The organism is Rhizobium sp. TRM95796 (assembly GCF_025779995.1).
Taxonomy (GTDB): Bacteria; Pseudomonadota; Alphaproteobacteria; order Rhizobiales; family Rhizobiaceae; genus Rhizobium_E.
The window spans coordinates 22,892-47,449 of the sequence record NZ_JAOXHE010000012.1 but is presented as its reverse complement, the minus strand read 5'-3'; the positions used below and the strand labels follow the sequence as shown (position 1 = coordinate 47,449).

28 protein-coding genes are annotated in these 24,558 nt (G+C 63.2%); 19 read left to right on the top strand and 9 right to left on the bottom strand.

Annotated features, from left to right (window positions below):
* Nucleotides 1–79: 79 nt before the first annotated feature.
* From trpS to OCK01_RS22185, 11 genes are all read left to right on the top strand, one after another.
* Entirely contained in the window at nucleotides 80–1,144 is a 1,065-nt protein-coding gene (gene trpS / locus OCK01_RS22235; RefSeq protein WP_263825872.1) for a tryptophan--tRNA ligase, read from the top strand.
* A 33-nt stretch (nucleotides 1,145–1,177) separates the two neighbouring features.
* Entirely contained in the window at nucleotides 1,178–1,669 is a 492-nt protein-coding gene (locus OCK01_RS22230; protein WP_182827759.1) for a universal stress protein, read from the top strand.
* A 154-nt stretch (nucleotides 1,670–1,823) separates the two neighbouring features.
* On the top strand, nucleotides 1,824–2,387 hold the full coding sequence (locus OCK01_RS22225) for a NifU family protein (protein WP_182827758.1): 564 nt from the start codon (nucleotides 1,824–1,826) through the stop codon (nucleotides 2,385–2,387).
* A gap of 8 nt (nucleotides 2,388–2,395) precedes the next feature.
* Entirely contained in the window at nucleotides 2,396–3,049 is a 654-nt protein-coding gene (gene tsaB / locus OCK01_RS22220) for a tRNA (adenosine(37)-N6)-threonylcarbamoyltransferase complex dimerization subunit type 1 TsaB (protein WP_263825871.1), read from the top strand.
* Between the two features lie 79 nt (nucleotides 3,050–3,128).
* Nucleotides 3,129–3,635 (top strand): GNAT family N-acetyltransferase, encoded by a 507-nt coding sequence (locus OCK01_RS22215; protein ID WP_263825870.1) that lies wholly within the window; start codon nucleotides 3,129–3,131, stop codon nucleotides 3,633–3,635.
* A gap of 33 nt (nucleotides 3,636–3,668) precedes the next feature.
* Nucleotides 3,669–4,100, top strand: coding sequence for a Fur family transcriptional regulator (locus OCK01_RS22210; protein WP_182827756.1), 432 nt, complete (start codon nucleotides 3,669–3,671; stop codon nucleotides 4,098–4,100).
* A 12-nt stretch (nucleotides 4,101–4,112) separates the two neighbouring features.
* Entirely contained in the window at nucleotides 4,113–4,916 is an 804-nt protein-coding gene (locus OCK01_RS22205; RefSeq protein WP_263825869.1) for a lysophospholipid acyltransferase family protein, read from the top strand.
* Between the two features lie 44 nt (nucleotides 4,917–4,960).
* On the top strand, nucleotides 4,961–6,346 hold the full coding sequence (gene miaB, locus OCK01_RS22200; protein WP_182827754.1) for a tRNA (N6-isopentenyl adenosine(37)-C2)-methylthiotransferase MiaB: 1,386 nt from the start codon (nucleotides 4,961–4,963) through the stop codon (nucleotides 6,344–6,346).
* Between the two features lie 54 nt (nucleotides 6,347–6,400).
* Nucleotides 6,401–7,429: a PhoH family protein gene (locus OCK01_RS22195; RefSeq protein WP_263826003.1), complete on the top strand. Its 1,029-nt coding sequence runs from the start codon at nucleotides 6,401–6,403 to the stop codon at nucleotides 7,427–7,429.
* Nucleotides 7,429–7,938, top strand: a complete 510-nt coding sequence (gene ybeY / locus OCK01_RS22190) for an rRNA maturation RNase YbeY (protein WP_263825868.1) — start codon at nucleotides 7,429–7,431, stop codon at nucleotides 7,936–7,938. Before OCK01_RS22195 ends, ybeY begins: the two co-directional genes overlap by 1 nt.
* 11 nt (nucleotides 7,939–7,949) lie before the next feature.
* Complete coding sequence (locus tag OCK01_RS22185) at nucleotides 7,950–9,071, top strand: hemolysin family protein (RefSeq protein ID WP_263825867.1); 1,122 nt, start codon at nucleotides 7,950–7,952, stop codon at nucleotides 9,069–9,071.
* 3 nt (nucleotides 9,072–9,074) lie between these two features.
* On the opposite strand, the gene OCK01_RS22180 is transcribed toward OCK01_RS22185, so the two are convergent.
* Genes OCK01_RS22180 through OCK01_RS22170 form a run of 3 tightly spaced genes read right to left on the bottom strand, consistent with a single transcriptional unit; the run spans nucleotide 9,075 to nucleotide 10,603 of the window.
* Nucleotides 9,075–9,410 carry a hypothetical protein gene (locus OCK01_RS22180; protein ID WP_263825866.1) on the bottom strand — a complete coding sequence of 112 codons (336 nt, stop codon included), beginning with the start codon at nucleotides 9,408–9,410 and terminating at the stop codon, nucleotides 9,075–9,077.
* On the bottom strand, nucleotides 9,407–9,838 hold the full coding sequence (locus tag OCK01_RS22175) for an acetyl-CoA carboxylase biotin carboxyl carrier protein (RefSeq protein ID WP_263825865.1): 432 nt from the start codon (nucleotides 9,836–9,838) through the stop codon (nucleotides 9,407–9,409). The genes OCK01_RS22180 and OCK01_RS22175 overlap by 4 nt, the downstream gene beginning before the upstream one ends.
* Nucleotides 9,839–9,844: 6 nt before the next feature.
* Nucleotides 9,845–10,603 (bottom strand): LamB/YcsF family protein, encoded by a 759-nt coding sequence (locus OCK01_RS22170; RefSeq protein ID WP_263825864.1) that lies wholly within the window; start codon nucleotides 10,601–10,603, stop codon nucleotides 9,845–9,847.
* A gap of 144 nt (nucleotides 10,604–10,747) precedes the next feature.
* Here OCK01_RS22170 and pxpB point away from each other — a divergent pair, with 144 nt between their 5' ends.
* The 7 genes from pxpB to OCK01_RS22135 all read left to right on the top strand — a co-directional run bounded on the left by pxpB (nucleotide 10,748) and on the right by OCK01_RS22135 (nucleotide 17,592).
* Nucleotides 10,748–11,407: a 5-oxoprolinase subunit PxpB gene (gene pxpB, locus OCK01_RS22165; protein ID WP_263825863.1), complete on the top strand. Its 660-nt coding sequence runs from the start codon at nucleotides 10,748–10,750 to the stop codon at nucleotides 11,405–11,407.
* Nucleotides 11,404–12,360, top strand: a complete 957-nt coding sequence (locus OCK01_RS22160) for a biotin-dependent carboxyltransferase family protein (protein ID WP_263825862.1) — start codon at nucleotides 11,404–11,406, stop codon at nucleotides 12,358–12,360. The genes pxpB and OCK01_RS22160 overlap by 4 nt, the downstream gene beginning before the upstream one ends.
* 9 nt (nucleotides 12,361–12,369) lie before the next feature.
* A complete protein-coding gene (locus tag OCK01_RS22155) occupies nucleotides 12,370–13,614 on the top strand; it encodes an NAD(P)/FAD-dependent oxidoreductase (protein ID WP_263825861.1) in 1,245 nt (414 codons plus the stop codon).
* A gap of 27 nt (nucleotides 13,615–13,641) precedes the next feature.
* Nucleotides 13,642–14,676, top strand: a complete 1,035-nt coding sequence (locus OCK01_RS22150) for a proline racemase family protein (RefSeq protein WP_263825860.1) — start codon at nucleotides 13,642–13,644, stop codon at nucleotides 14,674–14,676.
* Nucleotides 14,677–14,904: 228 nt separating this feature from the next.
* Nucleotides 14,905–15,255 (top strand): type II toxin-antitoxin system RelE/ParE family toxin, encoded by a 351-nt coding sequence (locus tag OCK01_RS22145; protein WP_263825859.1) that lies wholly within the window; start codon nucleotides 14,905–14,907, stop codon nucleotides 15,253–15,255.
* Nucleotides 15,252–15,536 (top strand): NadS family protein, encoded by a 285-nt coding sequence (gene nadS / locus OCK01_RS22140; protein ID WP_263825858.1) that lies wholly within the window; start codon nucleotides 15,252–15,254, stop codon nucleotides 15,534–15,536. The genes OCK01_RS22145 and nadS overlap by 4 nt, the downstream gene beginning before the upstream one ends.
* 466 nt (nucleotides 15,537–16,002) lie before the next feature.
* Nucleotides 16,003–17,592 carry an SIR2 family protein gene (locus OCK01_RS22135; protein WP_263825857.1) on the top strand — a complete coding sequence of 530 codons (1,590 nt, stop codon included), beginning with the start codon at nucleotides 16,003–16,005 and terminating at the stop codon, nucleotides 17,590–17,592.
* Between the two features lie 370 nt (nucleotides 17,593–17,962).
* Here OCK01_RS22135 and recF read toward each other — a convergent pair whose 3' ends face one another.
* From recF to OCK01_RS22105, 6 genes are all read right to left on the bottom strand, one after another.
* Nucleotides 17,963–19,099, bottom strand: coding sequence for a DNA replication/repair protein RecF (gene recF, locus OCK01_RS22130; RefSeq protein ID WP_263825856.1), 1,137 nt, complete (start codon nucleotides 19,097–19,099; stop codon nucleotides 17,963–17,965).
* Between the two features lie 59 nt (nucleotides 19,100–19,158).
* Nucleotides 19,159–19,860, bottom strand: a complete 702-nt coding sequence (locus tag OCK01_RS22125; RefSeq protein WP_263825855.1) for a type 1 glutamine amidotransferase — start codon at nucleotides 19,858–19,860, stop codon at nucleotides 19,159–19,161.
* Nucleotides 19,861–19,926: 66 nt separating this feature from the next.
* Nucleotides 19,927–20,988 (bottom strand): 3-carboxy-cis,cis-muconate cycloisomerase, encoded by a 1,062-nt coding sequence (locus tag OCK01_RS22120; protein ID WP_263825854.1) that lies wholly within the window; start codon nucleotides 20,986–20,988, stop codon nucleotides 19,927–19,929.
* A 56-nt stretch (nucleotides 20,989–21,044) separates the two neighbouring features.
* Nucleotides 21,045–22,247 carry a 3-oxoadipyl-CoA thiolase gene (pcaF, locus tag OCK01_RS22115; protein WP_263825853.1) on the bottom strand — a complete coding sequence of 401 codons (1,203 nt, stop codon included), beginning with the start codon at nucleotides 22,245–22,247 and terminating at the stop codon, nucleotides 21,045–21,047.
* 16 nt (nucleotides 22,248–22,263) lie between these two features.
* Nucleotides 22,264–22,953: a 3-oxoacid CoA-transferase subunit B gene (locus OCK01_RS22110; protein WP_263825852.1), complete on the bottom strand. Its 690-nt coding sequence runs from the start codon at nucleotides 22,951–22,953 to the stop codon at nucleotides 22,264–22,266.
* Nucleotides 22,950–23,657: a 3-oxoacid CoA-transferase subunit A gene (locus OCK01_RS22105; protein ID WP_263825851.1), complete on the bottom strand. Its 708-nt coding sequence runs from the start codon at nucleotides 23,655–23,657 to the stop codon at nucleotides 22,950–22,952. The genes OCK01_RS22110 and OCK01_RS22105 overlap by 4 nt, the downstream gene beginning before the upstream one ends.
* Nucleotides 23,658–23,809: 152 nt before the next feature.
* On the opposite strand from OCK01_RS22105, the gene OCK01_RS22100 reads away from it, so the two are divergent.
* Nucleotides 23,810–24,547 (top strand): IclR family transcriptional regulator C-terminal domain-containing protein, encoded by a 738-nt coding sequence (locus OCK01_RS22100; protein WP_412179061.1) that lies wholly within the window; start codon nucleotides 23,810–23,812, stop codon nucleotides 24,545–24,547.
* Nucleotides 24,548–24,558: the final 11 nt, after the last annotated feature.

The following is a 24,558-nucleotide window of genomic DNA, read 5'->3' as shown; positions in this document are numbered from 1 at the left end:
TTAGCAACCTGGGCCTTTGGCCCTTGGGGCCCTCCACAAGCCCGGAGCGTTGAGAACAGCGTTCCCTATGAGGTCGATCATGAGCGAATTCAAGAAACTCGTCTTCTCCGGCGTGCAGCCCACCGGCAATCTGCATCTCGGCAACTATCTCGGCGCCATCCGGAAATTCGTCGCGCTGCAGGATGGCAACGACTGCGTCTATTGCGTCGTCGACATGCATGCGTTGACGGCCCAGCTCGTTCATGACGACCTGCGCGGCCAGATCCGCTCCATCGCCGCCGCCTTCATCGCCTCGGGCATCGACCCGGTGAAGAACATCGTTTTCAATCAGTCGGCCGTGCCGCAGCATGCCGAATTGGCGTGGATCTTCAACTGTGTCGCCCGCATCGGCTGGATGAACCGCATGACGCAGTTCAAGGACAAGGCCGGCAAGGATCGCGAGCAGGCCTCGCTCGGCCTCTACGCCTATCCGAGCCTGATGGCCGCCGATATTCTCGTCTATCGCGGCACGCATGTGCCTGTCGGCGACGACCAGAAGCAGCATCTGGAGCTCGCCCGCGACATCGCCATGAAGTTCAATCTCGATTACGCCGAGCATATCCGCAAGGCCGGTGTCGGGATCGACATCACCGTGGGCGACGAGCCCGTGCACGCCTATTTCCCGATGGTCGAGCCTCTGATCGACGGCCCCGCGCCGCGCGTCATGTCGCTACGGGACGGCTCGAAGAAAATGTCGAAGTCGGATCCCTCCGATCTCTCGCGCATCAACCTCATGGACGACGCCGACGCCATCTCCAAGAAAATCCGCAAGGCCAAGACCGATCCGGATGGTTTGCCGAGCGAAATCGAAGGGCTCAAGGGCCGCCCTGAAGCCGACAATCTCGTCGGCATCTATGCGGCGCTGGCCGACAAGACCAAGGCCGACGTTCTCGGAGAATTCGGCGGCCAGCAGTTTTCGGTGTTCAAACCGGCGCTGGTCGATCTCGCCGTCAACACCCTGTCGCCCATCACCGGCGAAATGCGCCGGCTGATGGACGACACCAGCCATATCGACGCCATCCTCCGGGACGGCGGCGAACGGGCGCGGGCGCGCGCCGAAGTCACCATGAACGAAGTGCGCGACATCGTCGGATTTCTGCGCTAAGTCTGGGCCCTGTTGAGGGGGGGGCGGAATATCATGGTGTCCAAGCGACAATCGAGGCTTGAGGGTCACCGCCGCAAATTCATGGCGGTGATCGACAATACTCCGGAATGCGGCCGGGCCGTGCGTTACGCCGGCATGCGCGCCAAGAATTCCGGCGGCGGCCTGGTGCTCCTCTATGTCGTCTCCGACGCCGACTTCAACCAGTGGATCGGCGTCGGCGACATCATGCGCGCTGAAGCCCGTGAAGAGGCCGAAACCGTCATGGCCACCATCGCCCAGCGGGTGCGCAACGAGATCGGCGCGGAGCCTGAACTGGTCATTCGTGAAGGCAAGGCGTCGGACCAGATTCTACAACTGATCGAAGACGACCGCGACATCGCCATTCTCGTCCTCGCCGCCGGCAGCGGCAAGGAAGGCCCGGGACCCTTGGTGCAGCAGGTGGCCGGTCGCGGCGCGGCTTTCCCCATTCCCGTCACCATCATTCCCGACAGCCTGACCGACGAAGATATCGACGCGCTGAGCTGACGCGGCGAAAGATCGCGAAAACTTGAGACGGCAAACCTTGTTTGACGCTGGTTTCAAGCGCATATCGCTTGCGATCGGCCGCCAAACAGCCTATTTGTTTAAAACCATTCTAAAGTGCCGCCGTCTTGACCGGCGAGGACCAAAGGAGCCCGACATGTTCATCCAGACCGAAGCCACGCCCAATCCGCAAACGCTGAAATTCCTTCCCGGCCGCGTCGTGCTCGAAACCGGCACCGCCGATTTCCGCGGACCCGAGGATGCGGCCCAGTCGCCGCTGGCCGAGCGGCTGTTTTCGGTGCGCGGCGTCACCGGCGTGTTCTTCGGCTATGATTTTGTGACCGTGAGCAAGGAAGACGCCGATTGGGCGCATCTCAAGCCGGCCATTCTCGGCGCCATCATGGAGCATTTCATGTCCGGCGCGCCGATCATGGGCGGCGCCCGCTCCGCCGAGGCGGAAGACAGCGAAGGCGAATTCTTCGACCCGGCCGACATCACCATCGTCGACACGATCAAGGAACTGCTCGAGAGCCGCGTGCGTCCGGCCGTCGCCCAGGACGGCGGCGACATCACCTTCAAGGGCTTCCGCGACGGCACCGTTTTCCTCAACATGAAGGGCTCCTGCGCCGGTTGCCCGTCGTCCACCGCCACCCTGAAGCACGGCGTGCAGAATCTGCTTCGCCACTTCATTCCTGAAGTGCGCGAAGTCGAGGCCGTCTGATCGTCCGCATGCGCCTGCTTCTGATCGACACCTCCGGGCCCGTCTGCGCCGCCGCCATTTATGACGCCGAGGACGGCAGTCTCATGGCCGCGCGGTCGGAAACGATCGGCAAAGGCCATGCCGAACTTCTGCCGGTGATGGTCGATGAGGTCGTCGCCGAATCGGGCGTGCCGCTCGCGAGTCTCGATCGCATCGCCGTGACCATCGGCCCCGGCTCCTTCACCGGCATCCGCGTCGGCGTCGCCATGGCGCGGGGATTCGGCGTCGCATTGGGCAAGCCCGTGGTCGGCGTCTCGACGCTGAGGATCGTCGCGGACAGCGCGTTGGAAATCGGCCCGCCCGCGCCGGTGATGGCGGTGCTCGACGCCAAGCGCGACGAAGTCTATGCGCAGATTTTCTCTCCGCTGGGAGAAGCGCTCACAGAGCCCGCTTCCTATGATTATGCGGGCGCGGCGGCAGCCGCGTCGCGTTTTGACGCGATCACCATTGGTTCCGGCGCGGGTCTGCTGACCGGTGGGGATGCAACGGGTCCCGACGCCTTTCCGCTCGTCGCGATCGGCCGCATCGCATCGCGCGCCGAACAAGATGAACAAGCGTCACCCCTTTATATCCGGGGCGCTGATGCAAAGCCGCAAATTGGTTTTGCGGTGCAGCATGCTTGAGCAAGTCGAGCGGTATGGTTTTCTAAAGAAGTTGAGCTTAAGCTCACTCTCCTGATACCCGCATGCATGGATGGGAGCCATGAAACCAGGCGCTTTTCTTGAAAATCTCTTCGCCCGGAAAATCGAATTCGATATTTTTCCTGCTGAAAGCGCTGATTGCGATGAGTTTTCTCGCCTGCATGGCGAGCGCTTCTATCGCCGCTGGGGCGATGGCGAATTTCATTCGCTGATGACCCAGGACACCGTTTTCGGCTTTTCGGCCCGCGTCACCAGCGGCCCCAGCCAGGGATTGGGCGGCTTCGTGTTGGCCCGTGAGGCGGCGGGCGAAGCGGAAATCCTCACCATTGCCGTGTCGGACAAATTCGGACGCCAGGGGCTCGGCTGGCGGTTGATGCTGGCCGCCATGCGCGAAACCCGCGCCAGGGGCGGGGAAACCATCTTCCTCGAGGTCGACGAGGGCAATGTCGCAGCCCTGGCTCTCTACCGTAAATTGGGTTTCCAGCAGATCGCCGAACGCAAGGGTTATTACGCCGACGGCAAGGGCGGCAAGTCCACCGCGCTTGTCATGCGGCTTGATCTTCGCTAGTTCCTCAGCCGAACTAGCTGAAGGATCGCGGTCATGGCGGATATCACGCGCACGCTCGAGGAACTCTGCGCCGAACGCGGCCTCAGGATGACCGATCAACGGCGAATCATCGCGCGCATCCTGCAACAGTCTTCCGATCATCCCGATGTCGAGGAATTGCATCGCCGCTCGTCGGCGGTCGATTCGCGCATCTCGATCGCCACCGTCTATCGCACGGTGAAATTGTTCGAGGACGCCGGCATCATCGAGCGACATGACTTCCGCGAGGGGCGCTCGCGCTATGAGACGGTTCCGGAAGAGCATCACGACCACCTGATCGATCTCAAGACCGGCCGCGTCATCGAATTCCACTCTCCCGAGATCGAGGCGCTGCAGGAGCGGATCGCCCGCGAGCATGGCTTCAAGCTCGTCGATCACCGCCTTGAGCTTTATGGAATTCCTCTCAATCGCGACGATCAAGGCTGAGGCGTAAATTTCATGGTCGCCTGGCTTCGGATCGCTGCTAGCCTGTTGGGCGTCTTCATCGTCACCTTGCTTCTCCTGCCGTTTCAACTTGCTTTTCTGGCCACGGGCCATCATTGGCGCAATCGCCTGCCGCGCCTCTGGCACCGCGCCGCTCTTTGGGCGGTCGGCATCCGCGTCGAGGTCAAGGGAAAGCTCGGCGGCCGCAGGCCGCTCCTGGTGGTGTCCAACCATTCCTCCTGGCTCGACATCCTCGTGATGGGCTCGGTGGCGGACGTCACCTATGTCGCCAAGGCCGAAGTCAAGGATTGGCCGATCTTCGGCCTGCTCGCCCGATTGCAGCGCTCCATCTTCGTGGAGCGTGAACAGAAGCGAAGGTCGCAGGATCAGGCCAACGACATGGCCGATCGTCTCAACGCCGGCGAGGTGGTGGTGCTGTTTCCCGAAGGCACGACATCGGACGGCAACCGCCTTCTCGTCACCAAATCCACGCTGTTCGCCGCCGCGACGTCTGCGGCGCAGACATCGCCCACCGGCATGGTCGACGTCCAGCCGGCCGCCATCGCCTATACGCGCATCCATGGCATGCCGATGGGGCACTATCACCGTCCCGTCGCCGCCTGGCCCGGCGATATCGACTTGCTGCCGCATCTGATCGGCGTCCTGAAGACCGGCGCCATCGACGCCGAGGTCAATTTCGGCCCGCCCATCGAGGTGACGACGGCCACCAACCGCAAGGCGCTGGCGATCCAGGCCGAGAGCGAGATCCGCCGGCTGATGGAAGAGTGCCTGCGCGATCGCGCCGTGCGCGACCTTTGACGCCGGCGCTTCCATTTTCGGTCGAAAGGCACTAAAGAGCCGGCATGGACCAGATCGTTGAAAGCCCTGAAAAGAAGCCGCTCGCCAACACCCGCAAGGTGTTCGTGAAGACCTATGGCTGTCAGATGAATGTCTACGACTCCCAGCGCATGACCGATGCGCTGTCGGAGAAGGGCTATGAGCCGACCGATACGGTCGAGGACGCCGATCTCGTGCTTCTCAACACGTGCCACATCCGTGAAAAAGCGTCCGAGAAGGTCTATTCCGAACTCGGTCGCCTGCAGAAGATGAAGCGCCAGCGCGCCAAAGCCGGCGCGCCGGATCTCAAGGTCGGCGTCGCAGGCTGCGTCGCCCAGGCCGAGGGCGCCGAAATCATCCGCCGCGCCCCGGTGGTCGATCTCGTCATCGGTCCCACCACCTATCACCGTCTTCCCGATGTTCTCGACAGGGTCGACAACGGCCAGCGGGTGATCGAGACGGAATACGCCGTCGAGGACAAGTTCGAGCATCTGCCCGACATCAACAAGGAAAAGACGCTCGCCCGCGGCGTCTCCGCCTTCCTCACCGTACAGGAAGGCTGCGACAAGTTCTGCACCTTCTGCGTGGTTCCCTATACCCGCGGTTCGGAAGTGTCGCGCCCGCTTTCGCAATTGCTCGTCGAAGCCAGGCGCCTGGTCGACGCCGGCGTGCGCGAAATCACGCTGCTCGGCCAGAATGTCAACGCGTGGCATGGAGAGGGTCCCGACGGCAAGGCCTGGGGCCTGGGCGATCTGCTCTATCATCTCGCCGAGATCGACGGCATCGCCCGGCTGCGCTACACCACCTCGCATCCGCGCGACATGGATATGCGCCTGATCGAGGCGCATCGCGACCTTCCCAAGTTGATGCCCTATCTGCATCTTCCGGTACAGGCGGGCTCCGACAAGATCCTGAAGGCGATGAACCGGCGCCACAAGGCGGAAGATTATATCCGTCTCGTCGACCAGATTCGCGCCGTCCGTCCCGATCTCGCGCTGTCGGGCGATTTCATCACAGGTTTTCCTGGGGAAACAGACGAGGATTTCGAGGACACGATCCGGCTCGTCGAGCGCGTCGGCTACGCCTCCGCTTTCTCGTTCAAATACTCCGCCCGCCCCGGCACGCCGGGCGCCGATCTGCCCGATCACGTGCCGGAAGAGGTGAAGGCCGAGCGTCTCGAGCGTTTGCAGAAGCTACTGCTGGCGCAGCAGACCGCCTTCCAGCAGTCCCTCGTCGGCCAGACGATGGATGTGCTGATGGAGAAGCCGGGCCGTTTTCCGGGCCAGATGGTCGGCCGGTCGCCCTGGCTGCTGCCGGTGATTGTTGATGCAAACCCGGCGAAAATCGGTGACATTATCAGCGTGCGAATCACCAAGGCCGGGACCAACAGTCTCCACGCGGATCCCGCATGACAGACCGGCGCCGGCGATGAAAAGGAGCAAGGCGGTTTGACGAGACCCGAAGCGATGTCTTCCCACGAGCGCCAGCCCAAGCGACCCCCGGCAGACGCCAATCACTTCGTCCTGACCTTCGAGAACAACCGCCTCGCAAGCGAGCTTTTCGGCCAGTTCGACCAGAACCTCAAACTCATCGAGGATCGGCTCCAGATCGACGCGCGCGCGCGCGGCAATACTGTGTCGATCACCGGCGACGTGCAGGCGACCAATATCGCCCGCCGCGCGCTGGATTATCTCTATGGCCGGCTGCAGACCGGCGGCCAGATCGAGGCCAATGACGTCGAAGGCGCGCTGCGCATGGCCCAGGCCGCCGACGACCAGCTGGTGTTTCCCGCGCTCGAGAAGAAGGCGAAGCTGACCATGAGCCAGATCTCGACCCGCAAGAAGACCATCGTCGCGCGCACACCCACTCAGGACGCCTATATGCGGGCGCTCGAGCGCTCCGAACTCGTGTTCGGCGTCGGCCCCGCCGGCACCGGCAAGACCTACCTGGCGGTGGCCCACGCCGCCCAGCTGCTGGAGCGCGGCGCGGTCGATCGCATCATCCTGTCGCGCCCGGCCGTCGAAGCCGGCGAGCGTCTGGGCTTCCTGCCCGGCGACATGAAGGAAAAGGTCGATCCCTATCTCCGGCCGCTTTACGACGCGCTCTATGACATGATGCCCGGCGATAAGGTGGAGCGGGCGATCACCGCCGGCGTCATCGAAATCGCGCCGCTCGCCTTCATGCGCGGCCGCACGCTGGCCAACGCCGCCGTCATTCTCGACGAGGCGCAGAACACCACGTCGATGCAGATGAAGATGTTCCTGACCCGTCTCGGCGACAATGCCCGGATGATCGTGACAGGCGATCCGAGCCAGATCGACCTGCCGCGCGGCATGAAATCCGGTCTCGTCGAAGCGCTGCAGATCCTCCATTCGGTCGAAGGCGTTTCCGTGGTGCGCTTCAAGGATGTCGACGTCGTGCGTCATCCGCTGGTCGCCCGCATCGTCCGCGCCTATGACGCCGAAGGCGCCGTCGACAGCGGTCGCGACAACTGATGTCCGACCGTCTCGATATCCAGCTGTCGCTCGAAGAGGGCGATTGGCAGACCGAAGAAGTTCTGGCCGCCTTTGCCCGCCGCGTGCTCGAGCATGCGGCGACGCATTTGGCTGAAAAGGAGCGCCAGCCTTTTTCGAAGCAGCCTGTCGAAGTCTCGCTCGTTTTCACCAACGATGCGGCGATCCGCGAGATCAATGCCGAATGGCGCGAACAGGACAAGCCGACCAATGTCCTGTCTTTCCCGGCTTTTCCGCTTGCGCCGGGCGGCAAGCCCGGACCGATGCTGGGGGACATCATCCTCGCCGAGGAAACTTTGCGGCGCGAAGCCCTTGACCTCGGCGTTGCATTCGAGGATCATCTGACCCATCTTCTGGTGCATGGCTTCCTGCACCTGTTTGGTTACGACCATATGACGGAAGAGGAAGCGGCGGTCATGGAAGGTCTGGAGATCCGCATACTTGCGGAGCTTGGCCTTGAAAATCCCTATGGGGATGACGACCGGAACTGACAGTTGAGGCAATGAACGAATATTCTACACGGTCCAGCGAGACCGACTCCGGCGCTTCGGCGGTCAAATCCGCCGAGGACAGTTCCAACGCGCAAAAAGGCGAGAGTACCACCGCGCCCAGACAATCGTTCTGGGCAAAGGTCGCGAGAATTCTGCGCCCGCAGAATGCGCATAGTCTTCGCGAGGATCTCGCGGATGTGCTGGCTACGGAAGAGAGCGCCAGCATTGGATTTTCCCCCATCGAACGGGCCATGCTCAAGAACACCCTGCGCTTCCGCGAAGTGAGGGTGGAGGACGTCATGGTGCCCCGCGCCGAAATAGAAGCGGTCGATCACAGCCGCTCCGTCGGCGATCTCATGCTGATGTTTCACGAGACCGGCCGCTCGCGCATGCCGGTCTATGCCGAAACGCTCGACGACCCCCGCGGCATGGTCCATATCCGCGACCTCATGGGCTATATGATCAAGGAGGCCAAGCGCCGCCGCGCCGCGCCGAAAGCCGCCGCCCAGCCGGCCGTCGAAGGCGCGCCCGCGCCGCGGACGTCTAAATCCGCCAAACCCTTCGATCTCGGCCGCATCAATACCGACGTGTCGATCGAAGACGCCGGAATCCTGCGTCCGGTCCTCTTTGTGCCGCCCTCCATGCTGGCCTCCGAACTGATGGCGAAGATGCAGGCCGAGCGCATACAGATGGCGCTGGTCATCGACGAATATGGCGGCACCGATGGTCTGGTTTCGCTGGAAGACATCGTCGAAATGCTGGTCGGCGACATCGAAGACGAGCATGATGACGAGGAAATCCTGTTCATCCGCCAGTCGGACGACGTGTTCATCGCCGACGCGCGCATCGAACTCGAAGAGATCGCCCAGGCAATCGGCTCGGATTTCGACGTGTCGGGCCAGGTCAACGAAGTCGATACGCTGGGCGGTCTGATCTTCGCCGAACTCGGCCGCATTCCGGCCCGTGGCGAGGTGGTGCAGGCGGTGCCGGGCTTCGAATTCCACGTGCTCGACGCCGATCCGCGTCGCATCAAGAAGGTGCGCATCACCCGCGCCGCAGTGCGCCGCCGTCCGACACGCGAAGAAGCGGATCAATCCGGCGCGGCGGACGCTGCTGAACAGCCCGCCGGCTGATTGTCAAAACAGCAGCTCGCCAAAACCGACGAGATCGCCTTCCTCCGCGAGCGGGGGAAGGCAGGTTCCTTCGGCAGGAGCCGAAACGGGCAGAAGCAGCGGCCCCACGCGCAGACAGGCGAGGATTTCGCCCGCCGCGACCCTACGCGGGAAGGTGGGCTCCGCGCCGCCGGGCGTCCAGAGCGTGAAGCGCCCCGCCTGCGGCGCGCTGACAGCGCCGATCAGATCCTCGGGCAAGGTGATTGTCAAATCGGTCTGTCCGTCCTGATAGGTCATGGCGCCGATGCCGCGCGCGGCCATCATCCGCATCATCAGCCGCTCCGCCTTGCGGTCGGTCATGTCTCCGACTCGATCGTGAACAGCAGCGTCCCCGGCTCGACGCCGTCGCCATCGGCGGGCAGGATCTGCGTGACGACCCCGTCGCACTCCGCTTCAACGGGATTGAGCAGCTTCATCGCCTCGATGATGGCGATCTGGTCGCCATCGCGCACGAGGTCGCCGACCTCCACGAAAGGCTTCGCGCCGGGCGCGGGCGAGCGATAGAAGGTCCCGGCCATGCCGGCCTTGATCCGTCGCGTCCCGCTCGACGCATCCGCTGTCGACGCGAGCGCTTGAGGAACGGCCGCAGGCGTCGGCGACGAAACAAGCTCGGCCTCCGACGCCTGTTTCACCAGCCTTATGCGCATGCCGCCTTCGGTCACGTCGAGCTCGTTGAGATCGGAGGCTTCGAGCATCCGCATCAGCCGGTCGATCAGGTCGAAATCCATCTGGGCCTACTCCACGAAAGACTGGATGGTGACGCCAGCGCCTTCCAGCGACTGGCGAAGCGCTCGGGCGATCTCCACCGCCGAGGGCGTGTCGGAATGCACGCAGATCGAATGGATCGCCGTCTTCAACCGTTTGCCGGTCACCGTCTCGATCGCGCCCGCCTCCAGCATCGAAAGAATTCGTCGCGCGATCTCGTCGGGCTCATGCAGCACCGCGCCGGGCAGGCGGCGATCGACCAGAAAGCCCTCATCGGTATAGGCGCGGTCGGCGAAGATCTCCGAGCGAAAAACAAGACCCATTTCGTCCGCAGCCTTCTCCATCTCCCCGAGCGCGATCGTCAGGCAGATGAGTGTGGGATCGACGGCCTTGATCGCCCTGCAGGCGGCGAGCGCGACATCGCGGTTCTGCTGGCCGAGATTGCCGAGCGCGCCATGCAGCTTCACATAGCGGATCGCATGGCCGGAATAAGCCGCCATCGCCTGGGCCGCGCCGATCTGATAGGCGATCAGCCGCTCCGTCTCGCCCATGGTGAAGGGGATGTTGCGGCGTCCGAAACCCCAGAGATCGGGATAGCCTGGATGCGCCCCCACCGCCACACCCTTGTCCTTCGCCAGACCAAACGTGTTGGCCATGACTTCCGGATCGCCGGCATGCAGGCCGCAGGCGACATTGGCGGAGCTGACGATGTCGAGCATCGCCGCGTCGTCGCCCATCTTCCAGGCGCCGAAGCCTTCGCCCATGTCGGAATTGAGGTCCACCTTCATTGCCGTCTCCCGCCTTGCGTCTCCGCCGCCTCTTAAAGCATGCCGCCGCAGCATCGTCATCGTCCCTGCGACAAAGAATCTTCTCCGCCCCAGTAGGCAAGCCTCCCCATCTGATATATCAGATGGGGAGAAACAGGAAAACCAATGCCCAAGGCAAGTTCCCCCCGCCTGTCTTTCGAAGGACCCGACGCGCTGTTGATCGACGGCGCGATGGGGGCGTTTTCCGACGCCGTGCAGGAAAAGATCTGGGCCTTGGCCGAAAGCCTGCGCGCTTTCCCCGGCATGATCGAGACGGTGCCGGGTATGAACAACCTGCTGCTGGTCTTCGATCCTTTTGTGACAGACGCCGACCAATTGCAGGCGGATATCCTCGCGGGCTGGAACGCCGCCGGCGCAGTCAGGAAGGGTGTGATTCGCGATGTGCCGGTCCGCTATGGCGGCGAGGATGGACCCGACCTCGAAGATTTCGCCCGCGCCAAGGGCCTCAGCATCGACGAGGTCATCGCGCGCCATGCGGCGCCGCTCTATTCGGTCGCCGCCGTCGGGGCCATGCCGGGCTTCGTCTATCTCTCCGGGCTCGATCCGCAACTGGCCGCGCCGCGTCTGTCCAATCCGCGTGACGGCGTGCCCGTGGGTTCCGTCATCGTCGGTGGCGCGCAGGCGGGCATCATGCCGGTCACCGCGCCATCCGGCTGGCATATTCTCGGCCACACTGATCTCGGTCTCTTCGACGCGACCCGCGACAGGCCGGCTCTATTCGCCCCCGGTGATCGCCTGCGCTTCGTGCCGGAGCGCGCGTCATGATCGAAATTCTCACCTCCGGGCTGATGAACAGCGTCCAGGATCTCGGCCGTCCGCTCTATCTCGATCAGGGCGTCGGCCGCGGCGGGGCGATGGACCGGCAGGCGCTGACGGCGGCCAATCTGCTCGTCGGCAACGAGGATGGAGCGGCGGGGCTGGAAATCGCCGTCTTCCCGTTCCGCCTACGCTTTCACGCGCCCTGTCTCGTGGCGATGACGGGCGCTTTTGCCAATGCTCGGCTCGGCGATCGCAGCTTCCCCGCCTGGTGGGCGCGTGAAGCTAAGGCCGGCGACGAACTGCGCATCGACGCTCCTGTTTCGGGCGCCCGCGTCATGCTGGCTTTCTCCGGCGGCGTCGATCTGCCGCTCGTTCTCGGCTCCCGCGCCACGGATTTGAAAAGCAGCTTCGGCGGGCTGGAGGGACGGGCGCTGAAGCGCGGCGATCGCCTCGCGCTCGACCCCAGCCGCATCCGCGCGAAACAACCCGCCGGCCACGGCCTCGACCCGGCGCTGCTCGGCCGCGACGATCCCGCGCTGTTGCGCATCATGGCCGGCGCCGAATATGCCGCATTCACCGACGAGGCCCGCCGCGCGCTTCTCGGCTCCGACTTCGTCGTCAGCCGGCAGAACAATCGCCAGGGCATGCGGCTGGAGGGCGAGCCGCTGGCCCTGACGGACAAGCTCGAACTGCATTCCCACGGCATCATGCCGGGCACGGTGCAGGTTCCGCCCTCGGGACAGGCGGTGATCCAACTCGCCGAGGCCAATACCTGTGGCGGCTATCCGAAGATCGCCCATGTCATCGGCGCCGATCACTGGAAGCTCGCCCAGGCCCGCGCCGGCGACCGGCTGCGTTTTCGCCTCGTGGACCGCGCGGAGGCGCTGGCCGCCGAGCGCGTCGCCCGAACACTCGAAACCAAAATCGCTCATCTCGCGCCGCTCGCGCTGAAGACCTGAGAGGGAAGCATGGCCAAGAAGCCGATCATCATTCTGGGCGCCGGCATTGTCGGCGCGTCGACCGCGGCGGAGCTGGCGCTGCGCGGCGAGCCCGTGCTACTTATCGATCGCCAGGAGCCGGGCCTCGGCGCCTCCTTCGGCAATATGGCCAGCATCGCCGTCAATGGCTTTGAGGCGGTGTCGCGGCCGGCGGTCTGGAAGAAGATTCCCGGCTGGCTCGCCGATCCCGTTGCGCCCGTGGCGGTCAATCCTGTCTATGCGCTCAAAATGCTGCCCTGGTTCCTGCGTTTCCTCGCGGCCGGTCGCCCCGACCGCATCAAGGAGATCGAGGAGGCCGGCGCCAATCTGGCGCTCCGCTCGCTCGCCGATCTCAAGACGCTGCTCGGCCGCATCGGCGCCATGGATATGCTCAGCGACACCGCCTGCCTGCAACTGTTCGGCACGGAAGCCGAATTCGCGGCCGGCCGCGCCAATCTCGCGCTGATGGATCATTTCGGCCTCAAATACGAAGTGCTTTCCGGTCCGCGCCTGCGCGAGGTCGAGCCGCTCCTCAACCCCGCTCTGCCCAAGGCGGTGCTGCTGCCGGACAATCATTTCGTCTCGAGCCCGCATGGTGTCGTGCTGCGTCTGGTCGAGGCCATGCGCGCCCATGGCGGCGCCTTCCTCAAGGGCGAGGTCGCGAGACTGGAGCGGGACGAGCGCGGCGTCACCGCCGTCATCCTCATCGACGGCAAGCGCATCGAGGCCGACCGGGTGCTGATCGCCATGGGCGTGCACAGCCGCGATCTCGCCAAGGCGGCGGGCGAGCCCATACCGCTGGAGACCGAACGCGGCTATCACACCCAGATCATGGCCCCAGGCGTCGATCTCAAATGGTCGCTGATCTGGCCGGAGCGCGCCTTCATGATCACCCCCACGGCGGGCGGCGTCCGCGTCGGCGGCTCGGTGGAAATGGCGGGGCTGGAGCGCGCGCCCAACTGGCGTCGCGCCCGTTTCCTGGTCGAGCATGCGCGCTATGCGCTGCCGGGTCTCAAGGTGGAGGAGGCGACCGAATGGATGGGGCATCGCCCGGCATTGCCGGATACGATCCCGGTGCTCTCGGCGTCATCGACCACGCGCGGCCTTTATTATTCCACCGGCCATGGCCATTTCGGCCTGACCTATTGCGCTACGACCGCGCTCGCCATGGCCGATCTGATGACCGGCCAGACGCCGCCGATCGATCTGACGCCTTACCGCATCAACCGCTACTGACACGCGGCCCGAACAAGAGGAAAGCCCATGCGCTGGAAACGCACGATCCAACTGGTGGATGTTCATTGCGAAGGCGAAATCGGCCGGCTGGCCACCGGCAGCGTGCCGAACATCCCCGGCAAGACCATCGCCGAGCAGCTCAATTACATCAACACGGTGGATGACAGCCTGCGCCGTTTCCTGTGTCTCGAACCCCGGCAGGGGCCGCTCGGCTCGGTCAACCTGCTCTTGCCGCCCAAGCGCGAGGGCGCCGACGCCGGCTTCATCATCCTGCAGGCCGATCAGGCGCACGCCATGTCCGGCTCCAATTCCATCTGCGTCACCACGGCTCTCTTGGAGACTGGCATCATCGAGATGAAGGAGCCGGAAACGGTGGTCATGCTCGACACTGCCGCCGGCCTCGTCAAGGCCACCGCCACCTGCCGCGACGGCCGCTGCGAGCGGGTGGAACTGACCATGACGCCCTCTTTCGTGCTCGATCTCGATGTCGAGGTCGACACCGGGACCTGGGGCAAGGTGAAGGTCGATCTCTGCTATGGCGGCGTCTTCTACGCCATCGCCGACGCGAGCGCGGTGGGCATGACCATCGACAAGGCCAATGCCCGCGAACTCGTCGCCGCCGGCATGGCGCTGAAGGATCTCATCAACCGCACGATCCCGGTCGTGCATCCGGAGATCCCCGAAATCCGCGGCGTCGCCTATGTGATGTTCCGCGGCGAGGAGCCCGATGGCGCGGTGCGCACCTGCACCACCATGTGGCCCGGCCGCGTCGACCGCTCGCCCTGCGGCACCGGCAGCTCCGCCAATCTCGCCACGCTGCACGCGCGCGGCAAGGCCAAGATCGGCGACACCTTCATCTCGCGCTCCACCATCGGCACCGAATTCCGCGTCGGCCTGAAAGACGTCACCACCATCGCCGGCCGCCCCGCCATCATACCCACCATCTCCGGCCGCGCCTGGACCTTCGGCATGACCCAGGTGGCGCTCGACCCCTTCGACCCCACGGCGGAAGGATTTGCGGTCACGGATGTCTGGGGCCCGCAGGCGGGGGAAATACGGTGAGGGGTGGGGGCGGATTGGGTTGAGTCGTAGGGATCATTTTGGCCCCTTGCCGTTATGGACGGTCAACGCAATGGTCAAAAAATCCCCGCGCTGATTTTGCAGGGAGAAATCTGCCGTGAAAGCCGGTCGCGAAAGTCAGCCTTGTGAGACGGGCTTTCGCGGCTCAGCGCCAGGCGGCAATGCCGTATAGTTTCTTGCCAAATAGACGGCATTGCCGTATACTTCCTCATGCAAAGCGTAATCCAAACGACTACGTTTCTTACGCAGGCCAAGCGGTGCGGCCTGTCCGACGATGATCTTCAAGAGATTGTCGCCGTGATCGCGGCCGACCCTGAGGCTGGGGTGCTGATGGCTGGAACGGGCGGGGCGCGCAAGTTGCGTCATGCCCGTGAAGGGCAAGGAAAAAGCGGAGGCTTCCGGACGGTTCATTACTTCGGGGGCGGAGATATTCCTGTGTTCGCCCTGGCGATCTACGGAAAGAACGAGAAGGGCAACCTCTCGAAAGCGGAACGGAACGAGCTGGCCCGCATCCTTCCCAAGCTGGCCGATGCCTACAGACAGAGAAAGAATACGGAATGACCTTCGGAAAAGAGCTTATCCAGAGCGCACATGAAGCGCTTGCGATCGCAGAGGGCCGCGCAGAACCCGCCGCTGTCTTTGTTCCAGAAACGATCGACGTTGCGGCCATTCGCAAGCGCCAGAAACTCTCGCAGGCGGAGTTTGCGAAGCGCTATGGCCTGCCCGCCGGCACGATCAAGGATTGGGAGCAGAAGCGCCGCCAACCGGATCGCGCCGCAATACTGCTGCTGAAAGTGATCGAGCAAGCCCCCGACACCGTGGCGCAGGCAATCCGCGCCTGACCATCGGCACGGAATTCCGCGTCGGCCGAAAAGACCTCACCACAAACGCCAGCCGCCCCGCCAACATCCCGACGATCCCGGGCCGCGCCTGATCCCTTCGTCCCACCGCGGGGTGGGGGTGGTCACGGTATATGGGGCCCGCAGGCGCTGGAGATAAAGTAAGGGTTGGAAGCGCCAAATACGCTGTGTTGGACGGCTGAGTTTCGCCATTGCAGTCATCGAACCCCCGTCTGTTTTCGTGAGCGCGAATGCAAAGCTATGATCTGCGAGGTTTTCCGAAGATAAAACGACTCTGATCATCCCGCTACAAAGCACCGACGCAGCCGGTAATGTGGCTCTTCCGAGCAGATAAAGCTCTAATAGACCAAGCCCCTTGCAAATTAGCTTCCCCGACACTTCTGCCTGTAGATCGGAATCGAAACATCGTGATAGACATTGGCCTCTGACAACAAACTGAGGTTGCGTGGTGGCCGACATAACAGAAGGCTTGATCAAAATTCTTCACAGCTGCGGCTCGGCACCTTTCCTTTTTGTTGGGTCGGGATTTTCGAGACGCTATATCGGGCTGGAGACTTGGTCTGACCTACTTGCGCGATTCTGCGCCAAAATCCGCGATTACGGATATTATCTTTCTACGGCAAATGGCGACTTGCCTGTGGCAGCCTCACTGATTGCGCAAGACTTCAACACTTTGTGGTGGGACGATCCCGACTATGCCGATAGCAAGAAGATATATGGTAAAGATGCCACCGAGAAGTCGTCTTCGTTAAAGTACGAGATCGCGCGCTATCTAAAAAATCTCTCACTGGAATATAAAGAATCCAAATACGCTAATGAGATCGATGCGCTGTCACGGATGAATGTCGATGGTATTATCACGACAAATTGGGACTTATTGTTGGAAGATCTATTTCCCGACTATAAGGTTTTTATCGGTCAGGAAGAGCTGATTTTTTCAAACCCTCAATCTATCGCAGAAATCTACAAAATACATGGGTGTTCTTCTCGGCCTGCTTCATTGGTGCTTACCGATGATGATTATGCTAATTTCCGTGATAAGAACCCCTATCTCGCAGCGAAGCTCATAACTATCTTCGTCGAGCATCCTGTAATTTTTCTCGGCTATTCCATCAATGATCCCCACATCCAGGCGATCATCGGATCGATCGCCGAGTGTGTGGGCGGCGAAAAGCTGAAGCAATTCGAAGAGAACCTTATATTCGTCGAGAGGGCTGGCGATGGGCAGAGTGATGCGTTGGAAGGGGCGACCATCACGATTGGGAAGAGCAAGATAAGGGTTACGCTTGTACGGACGAGCGATTTCACAAAAGTCTATTCGGCCGTCGAAGCGACCAAAAGAAAGATTCCCGCTCGGGTTCTTCGTTACTGCAAGGAGCAAATGTACGAGCTCGTTAAGTCAGCGAATCCGGAAACCAAGCTTGCGGTCCGAGATATCGACGACATTGGGGAGAAGGACGACATAGAGTTTGTTGTGGGCGTCGGCGTTGCGACTGAGTTTAAAGAAAGGGCCGAGAAAGTCGCGGAAAAGCAAAAGGAGGTTCTCACAGCTAGGGGTTACACTGGCGTCACCGTTGACGACGTAATGCTGGATGTGCTCCAGCCAAAGTCCGCCTACAATGCGGATGAGATTTTGAAATCGACCTATCCGATGTTCCGTCGCGTCTCCAACAGATACATCCCAGCATTTCGATATCTACGGGAGGCGGGGATAACTGACAGGAAGATGCTCGCCGAATGCCCGTACAGTGACGCCAGAACGGTTGCCCTTCGCGCCACTCAAGGGAGGTTCACGGTTGATGGATATCGCACACAGTACGAACGCGACTTTAAGGGGCTCACCACACAGGAGATTATAGAAAAGACAACGCCGGAAAAGGCAGCTTTGATGATCCCGTTTCAGGCAAAAAGCGAAATCGACTTGGACGCAGTCTCCAAATTCCTTATTCAGAACGCTGACAAGCTTACGGAAGGATCGTACAAATCCTATTTTCGCAAGCTTGCCTGCATGTTTGATTTCTATGCATTTGGATACTAGGATCCGACAGCGCCTAGATGGGCGACTTTGCAACCCAGATACCTTCTAGCGACGCATAATCGGAGCGCGACGTCCGCTTGTGGCGCAAAGCACACAATGAACATCACCCCCGTGATGCCCCCCCAAACAGAAAGACCGTCATGGCCGGAGGGCGGCGCCATGACGGTCTCTGTGATGCGGACAAGAAGTTAGGGGCGTCTTTGTCCGCGTGCCCGGCCTGGCGGGGGACTTGCCTTTAGCCGGGCTTTTGCAGCCTTAGGGGCGTGGCTGCTATGACCAAGAGATGGCCCCGACTTTGTGGCATTTCAATGGATCGGCCAGGCAAAGAAATGTTAATTCTTGTTAATGTAAAGACATACTGAGCGCGCTGTCACGCTATGGGACGGACCTGCGGCTCGAGCCTCGCCTGGTTCACATGGAAATACTGCGCCCTGTCGCCCAGCGCTTCGAAGAGATGCGCATCTGTCCCCGTCATGAAGGCCTGGGCGCCGATTCTATCCATGAGATCGAAGAGAGCGGCGCGGCGATGCCTGTCGAAATGCGCGCCGACCTCGTCGAGCAGCAGGATGGGCGCGGCGCCCGTCATCGTCGCCGTCAGTTCGGCATGCGAGAGAACCAGCCCCGCCAGCAGCGCCTTCTGCTCCCCGGTCGAGCAGAGCGCGGCCTCGATCGATTTCTCCTTGTGGAGCACGAGAAGGTCGGTGCGGTGCGGTCCATCCAGCGTCCGTCCCGCCGCCTGGTCGCGCCGGCGGCCCTGTTCGAGAAGATCGGCGTAATGGTCTTCGAGGTCGATCGCCGGCCGGTCCAGCCCGCCGTCGAGAAACCCTGCGAGCGTCAGTAGCGATTGCGGAAATCGGCTCGCCTCCTCGGTCCGCTCTGCGAGCCGCGCGATCAGCGCCACGACTTCCGTGCGGGCGAGCGCGATGGCGACGCCGAGGCCGGCCATCTGCCGCTCGATGGAACTCATCCAGTCGGCGTCGTAACGGCCCTCTTCGAGCAGTTTGTTGCGCATCTTCATGCTGCGCTCGAAATCGGCGGCGCGGCGACCATGGGCGGGATCGAGCGACAGCACCAGCCGGTCGAGAAAGCGCCGGCGCTCGCTGGCCGGCCCGGTGAACAGCCCGTCCATGGCCGGCGTCAGCCAGAGCACGCGCAAATGATCGAGCAATTCGTCACTGGATTTGGCGTCGGTGCCGTTGATGCGCACCCGCCGCGCCGCCGCATCAGGCTGCACGCCGGTGCCGATCTCGACATCGCCCTCCATGCCCTCGACCTCGGCAAACACCGAAAAGCCCGTCTCTTCGCCCTTCAGCGCCACGTCGGCGTAAACGGCCCGCCGCAGCCCTCGACCGGGCGACAGCAGCGACACCGCTTCGAGAAGATTGGTCTTGCCGGAACCGTTTTCGCCCGTCAGCACAACATGCCGCTCGTCGAACGTCAGCGCGGCGGAGCGGTAGTTGCGATAGGCGGTCAGCGCGAGACGCCGGATGAACACTTTCTGAGGCATGCCCTGCCTTTAGAGCAATTCGCAGCCAGCAGAAAGCCGCAACAATGCATGGCGCGTGATCAGGCCCCGATCAGCCGCACCCAGGCGCGGGCGATCGCCAGCCCCGCCGCATCCGCAGTCTTGCCCTCGGTCTCGGCGCGCTGAGGATAGGTCGGCAGCCAGTCGGGGTCCATGCGGTCGACAGTGTCGGGAAAGCCTTTCACCCAGGTCTCGACCACATCGCGATTGGCTTCGAAATGAAACTGCATGCCGTAGCTCGCCCGTCCCACACGGAAACACTGGTTTTCCGCCGTCTCGTTGGTCGCGAGCCGCACCGCGTTTTCAGGCAGGGTGAAGGTGTCGGAATGCCATTGAAAGATTGGAAAGGCCTCCGCCGCGGCCGACAGCACGGGATCATCCGCCGCCGCCTCGGTCCGCCGAACCTCGCGCCAGCCGAATTCCCGGGCGGCGTTGAGACGATTGGTCCCGCCATGGGCGCGGGCCAGCAACTGGCTGCCGAGGCAGATGCCCAGCGCCGGCTTGTCGGCCGCGCCGAATGTCCGCATCAGCGCGACGAGTTCAGGCAGATAGGGGTATTTCTCGTCGTCGAGGGCGCTCTGTTCGCCGCCCAGCACCACGATCGCGTCGAAACCATCGTGATCCGGCAGCGCATCGCCCTGCCAGGGGCGGCGGAGCGTAATCTCCGCCTGCGCCTCTTCGAGCGCGATGCCGACATTGCCCAAGGGGGAGGCATGAAAATTCTCGATGATCAGGACGCGCATGCACCATTCCGCAACTGTTTCGCCGAGGCTAGCGGATTCGCCTGAGAATTCCAGCGACAATCCTGCTCAGGGATTGGGTTTGCCCACCGATCGGATCGAGGCGACCAGAGCGCCTGCATGGGTAAGCGCCGTCGCCGTCGCATTCAGCATCGGCGGCAGGACCATCCATTCGAGCGTCCAGGCGGCGCCGGAGCGCTCCTGCTCATGCACCAGCGAGTGATGCAGGCCGGAGATCTGCACGGCGTTGAAGCGGGCGAGCGCGACCAGAGTTTCGGCCAGCACCGGATTCTGCTTGTGCGCCATGGCGGAAGAGGCGCCGCCGCCCGACATCACGATCTCGGCCATTTCGTTTTGCACCATCAGGGCTGCGTCCTGACCCATCTTGCCGAGCGCGCCCGTGACCTGCGACAGCCAGCCTCCGAGCGCGACGATGCGGTCGCGCTGGGCATGCGGCGTATAGTCGGGTGCTGAAAGTCCCAGCCGCGCCGCCAGCGCCCGCCGCAACGCCTCGGCCTTGTCGCCATATTTGTCGGATGTTCCCGCCGCGCCCGCCAGCGTCAGGATCAGATTTCTGGCGCTGACGTCGGCAAGATCCTGTCGCGCCCGGGCGAGCGGCGCCCGCCAGGCCTCGATGCGGTCGCGCGCGGTGATCGGGATCGCCGCCTGCATCCGCGTCCGGCCCATCAGCGCATGGTCGCCCTGGCTGGCGACGAGAGCGGACAACGCTTCTGCGACGGCGCCCAGCCGGCCTTCAAGCAGTTCGAGCGCCGGCTTCAGCTTCAGCGCCAGCGCCGTGTCGATGACATCCTGGCTGGTGGCCCCGACATGCAGGCTCTTGGCGGCCTCGCCGCCGATATGGGCGCGCAATTGCCGGATAAGATCGGGCGGCACGACGCCGTCCTTCAGAACCGCGCGGGTCAGCGCGGCGACATCGGGCGAAAACGTCGCAATACCGCTGCGGATCGCCTCTGCGTGATCAGCCGGGATCATGCCGAGTTCAGCCTGCGCCGCCGCGAGTTCTGTTTCGAACCGCAGCATGGCGGCGAGATCGGCCTCCGTGCCCATCAGCTCCGCCATCTCCTGATCCGTCAGGAGGACGTCGAGAAAGGCGAGGGCGATCTGGCTCATGAGGATGGTCCGATTTGAAAATGCGAAAGGCGGGCTGTGACGCCCGCCCCTGGAGTTTAAACGCGTTCGAGCGCGATAGCGATGCCCTGGCCGACGCCGATGCACATCGTCGCCACCGCATAGCGCCCACCGGTCAGCGTGAGTTCCAGCGCCGCCGTGCCGGCGATGCGCGCGCCCGACATGCCGAGCGGATGGCCGAGCGCGATCGCGCCGCCATTGCGGTTGACGCGGTCGTCATCGTCGGCGACGCCGAGTTGGCGCAGCGTGGCGAGGCCCTGGCTGGCGAAGGCTTCGTTGAGTTCGATCACGTCGAGCTGGTCCTGGGTCAGGCCCAGCCGGTCGAGAAGCTTCTGGGTCGCGGGCGCGGGGCCGATGCCCATGATGCGCGGCGGCACGCCGGCGGTCGCCCCGCCGAGAATGCGGGCGATCGGCGTCAGGCCATGCTTCTTGGCGGCGGCTTCCGAGGCGATGATCAGGGCTGCGGCGCCGTCATTGACGCCCGAGGCGTTGCCGGCAGTGATCGTGCCGTCGGCGCGCACGATCGGACGGAGCTTGGCGAGCGCCTCCATCGTCGTGGCGCGGGGATGCTCGTCCCGGTCGACGATGATGGCGTCGCCCTTCTTCTGGGGTATGGTCACCGGCGTGATCTCGCGGGCGAGACGGCCATTGGCCTGCGCCGCCGCCGCCTTGGCCTGGGAGCGAACGGCGAAGGCGTCCTGGTCCTCGCGGCTGACCCGATAGTCGTCAGCGACGTTTTCCGCCGTCTCCGGCATGGAATCGACGCCATACTGCTTCTTCATCAGCGGATTGACGAAGCGCCAGCCGATGGTCGTGTCATGGATTTCCGCCGCGCGCGAAAAGGCGCTCTCGGCCTTCGGCATCACGAAGGGCGCGCGGCTCATGCTTTCCACGCCGCCGGCGATGATCATTTCGGCTTCGCCGGCCTTGATGGCGCGGGCGGCGGTGATCACGGCGTCCATGCCCGAGCCGCAGAGCCGGTTCATCGTCGTGCCCGGCACCGAGACGGGCAGGCCCGCGAGCAGCGACGACATGCGCGCGACATTGCGATTGTCTTCGCCGGCCTGGTTGGCGCAACCAAAGATCACCTCGTCCACGGCGGCGAAATCCACCGAGGAATGCGCCGCCATCAGCGCCTTCAGCGGCGTGGCGCCGAGATCGTCGGAGCGGACGGAAGACAGCGAGCCGCCGAAGCGGCCGATGGGCGTGCGGATATAAGCGCAGATAAAGGCGTCGGTCATGGTCATTTTCCTCAATTCAAAGCGTCGGCACGGTGAGCGCGGCGACGTCGCCCTCGACATGGAGGGGAGCGCCGGTCATGGCCTGCAATTCATCCATGGTCATTCCCGCGAGCTTTTCGCGGACGACGAAACGGCCGTTCCTGATGTCGACAACCGCATGGCTGGTATAGACGCGGGTGATGCAGCCGACGCCGGTCAGCGGGAAGGTGCAGCGCTCCACGAGTTTAGGCTCGCCGGTCTTGGTCACATGTTCGGTGATGACGAAGACCTGCTTGGCGCCATGCACCAGATCCATCGCGCCGCCCACGGCGGGCACGCCCTTGGATCCCACCCGCCAATTGGCGAGGTCACCGTTTTCGGCCACCTGATAGGCGCCGAGGATCGCCACATCGAGATGGCCGCCGCGCACCATAGCGAAACTGTCGGCATGGTGGAAGAAGGCGGCGCCCGGCTTCAGCGTCACCGCCTTCTTGCCGGCGTTGATCAGATCCCAGTCTTCCTCGCCCGCCTTCGGAGCCTCGCCGAAATTCAAAATGCCGTTTTCGGTGTGGAAGATCGCCTCGCGGCCCGGCGGCTGGAACTTGGCGACCATTTCGGGAAAGCCTATGCCGAGATTGACATAGGCGCCGTCCTCGATGTCCTGGGCGGCGCGCCAGGCGATCTGGGCGTTGGAAAGCTTGATGTCTTCGCGTGTGTCGATGCTCATATATAGGCCACTCCGGCTCGGATGAGCTCTTCTTCCTGTTGCGGGTTGGGGATCTCGACGACCTGATTGACGAAGATGCCGGGGGTCACGACCTGTTCGGGATCGATCTCGCCCGCCTCGACGATTTTCGAGACCTGCACGATCGTGGTCTTGGCCGCCATGCACATCAGCGGATTAAAATTCCGGCCAGCCTTGTTGTAGGTCAGGTTGCCGTGGCGGTCGCCGATATGGCCCTTGACGATGGCGAAGTCCGCTTTCAGCCAGCGCTCCTGCACGTAAGGGCGGCCGTCGAATTCGGCGATCACCTTGCCATTGGCGAGCTCGGTGCCATAGGCGGTCGGCGTGTAGAAGGCGGGAATGCCAGCGCCGCCGGCGCGGATGCGCTCGGCGAGCGTGCCCTGTGGCACGAGCTCCAGTTCGATCTGGCCGGCCAGATAGCGGTCGGTGAAGGCGCGCGGGTCCGATGAGCGCGGGAATGAGCAGATCATCTTTTTGACCATGCCCGCGTCGATCATCGCGGCGATGCCGATGCGGCCGTTGCCGGCATTGTTGTTGATCACCGTCAGGCCGGTGGGCCGTTTGTCGATCAGCGCGTGAATGAGCTCGATCGGCGCGCCAGAGCCGCCGAAGCCGCCGATCATCACGGTCGCGCCATCGCCGATCGCGGCGACGGCGTCCGCCGCGCTGGAAACTGTCTTGTCCATTCGGAACCTCCATCCCGACCGCACGGAGAACCGGTCGGCGTCAGCAAAGAAATAATCTCGTCCCGGATCGACGTCCATCAAATTGTGCGATATAAGATATTTGTACGAATATCGCACAAATGGAGTTTGAGGTGGCGGAACCGCGCGACATCATGGGTGGCTTGATGAAAGGGCTGAAAGTCATCGAAGCCTTCAGCGCCGATCGTCCCCGCCTGTCAATCACTGAAGCGGCGACGCTTGCAGGGCTGGACCGCGCCACCACCCGCCGCTGCCTGCTAACTTTGGCAGAAGGCGGTTACGCCGATTACGACGGCAAGTTCTTCACGCTGACGCCGCGCGTGCTGCGTCTGGGCGTCGGCAGCCTCGCGGCCATGCCGCTTCCCCGGATCGTCCAGCCTGTGCTCGACCGGCTCAGCCAGGACATCGGCGAAAGCAGTTCCGTCTGCATTCTCGATGAAACCGAGATCGTCTATGTGGCGCGCGCGGCGCAGCGTCGGGTCATGTCGATCGCGCTGATGCCGGGTTCGCGGCTGCCGGCCTATTGCACGTCGATGGGTCGCATTCTGCTTGCAGCGTTGGACCCTGCTGAAGCCCGACGCATTCTGGAGGCGTCTATTCGCACCCAGCGGACCGAGAGAACGGTGACGAATATCGAGCCGTTGATGGCGCTCCTCGACGGCGTTAGGCGCGACGGTTTCGCGCTCAATGATCAGGAGGTCGAGATCGGCTTGCGCTCGATCGCCGTCCCCTTGCGCAATATGCGCGGCCATGTCGTCGCTGCGATCAATGTCGGGCTGGCTGCGGCTTCGGAAGCGCCGGACGCGCTTCAGGCGCGCTATCTCCGGCCGCTTCTCGCCGTGCAGGTCGAGCTTGCCCGCGTGCTGACCTGAGAAAGCGCCCC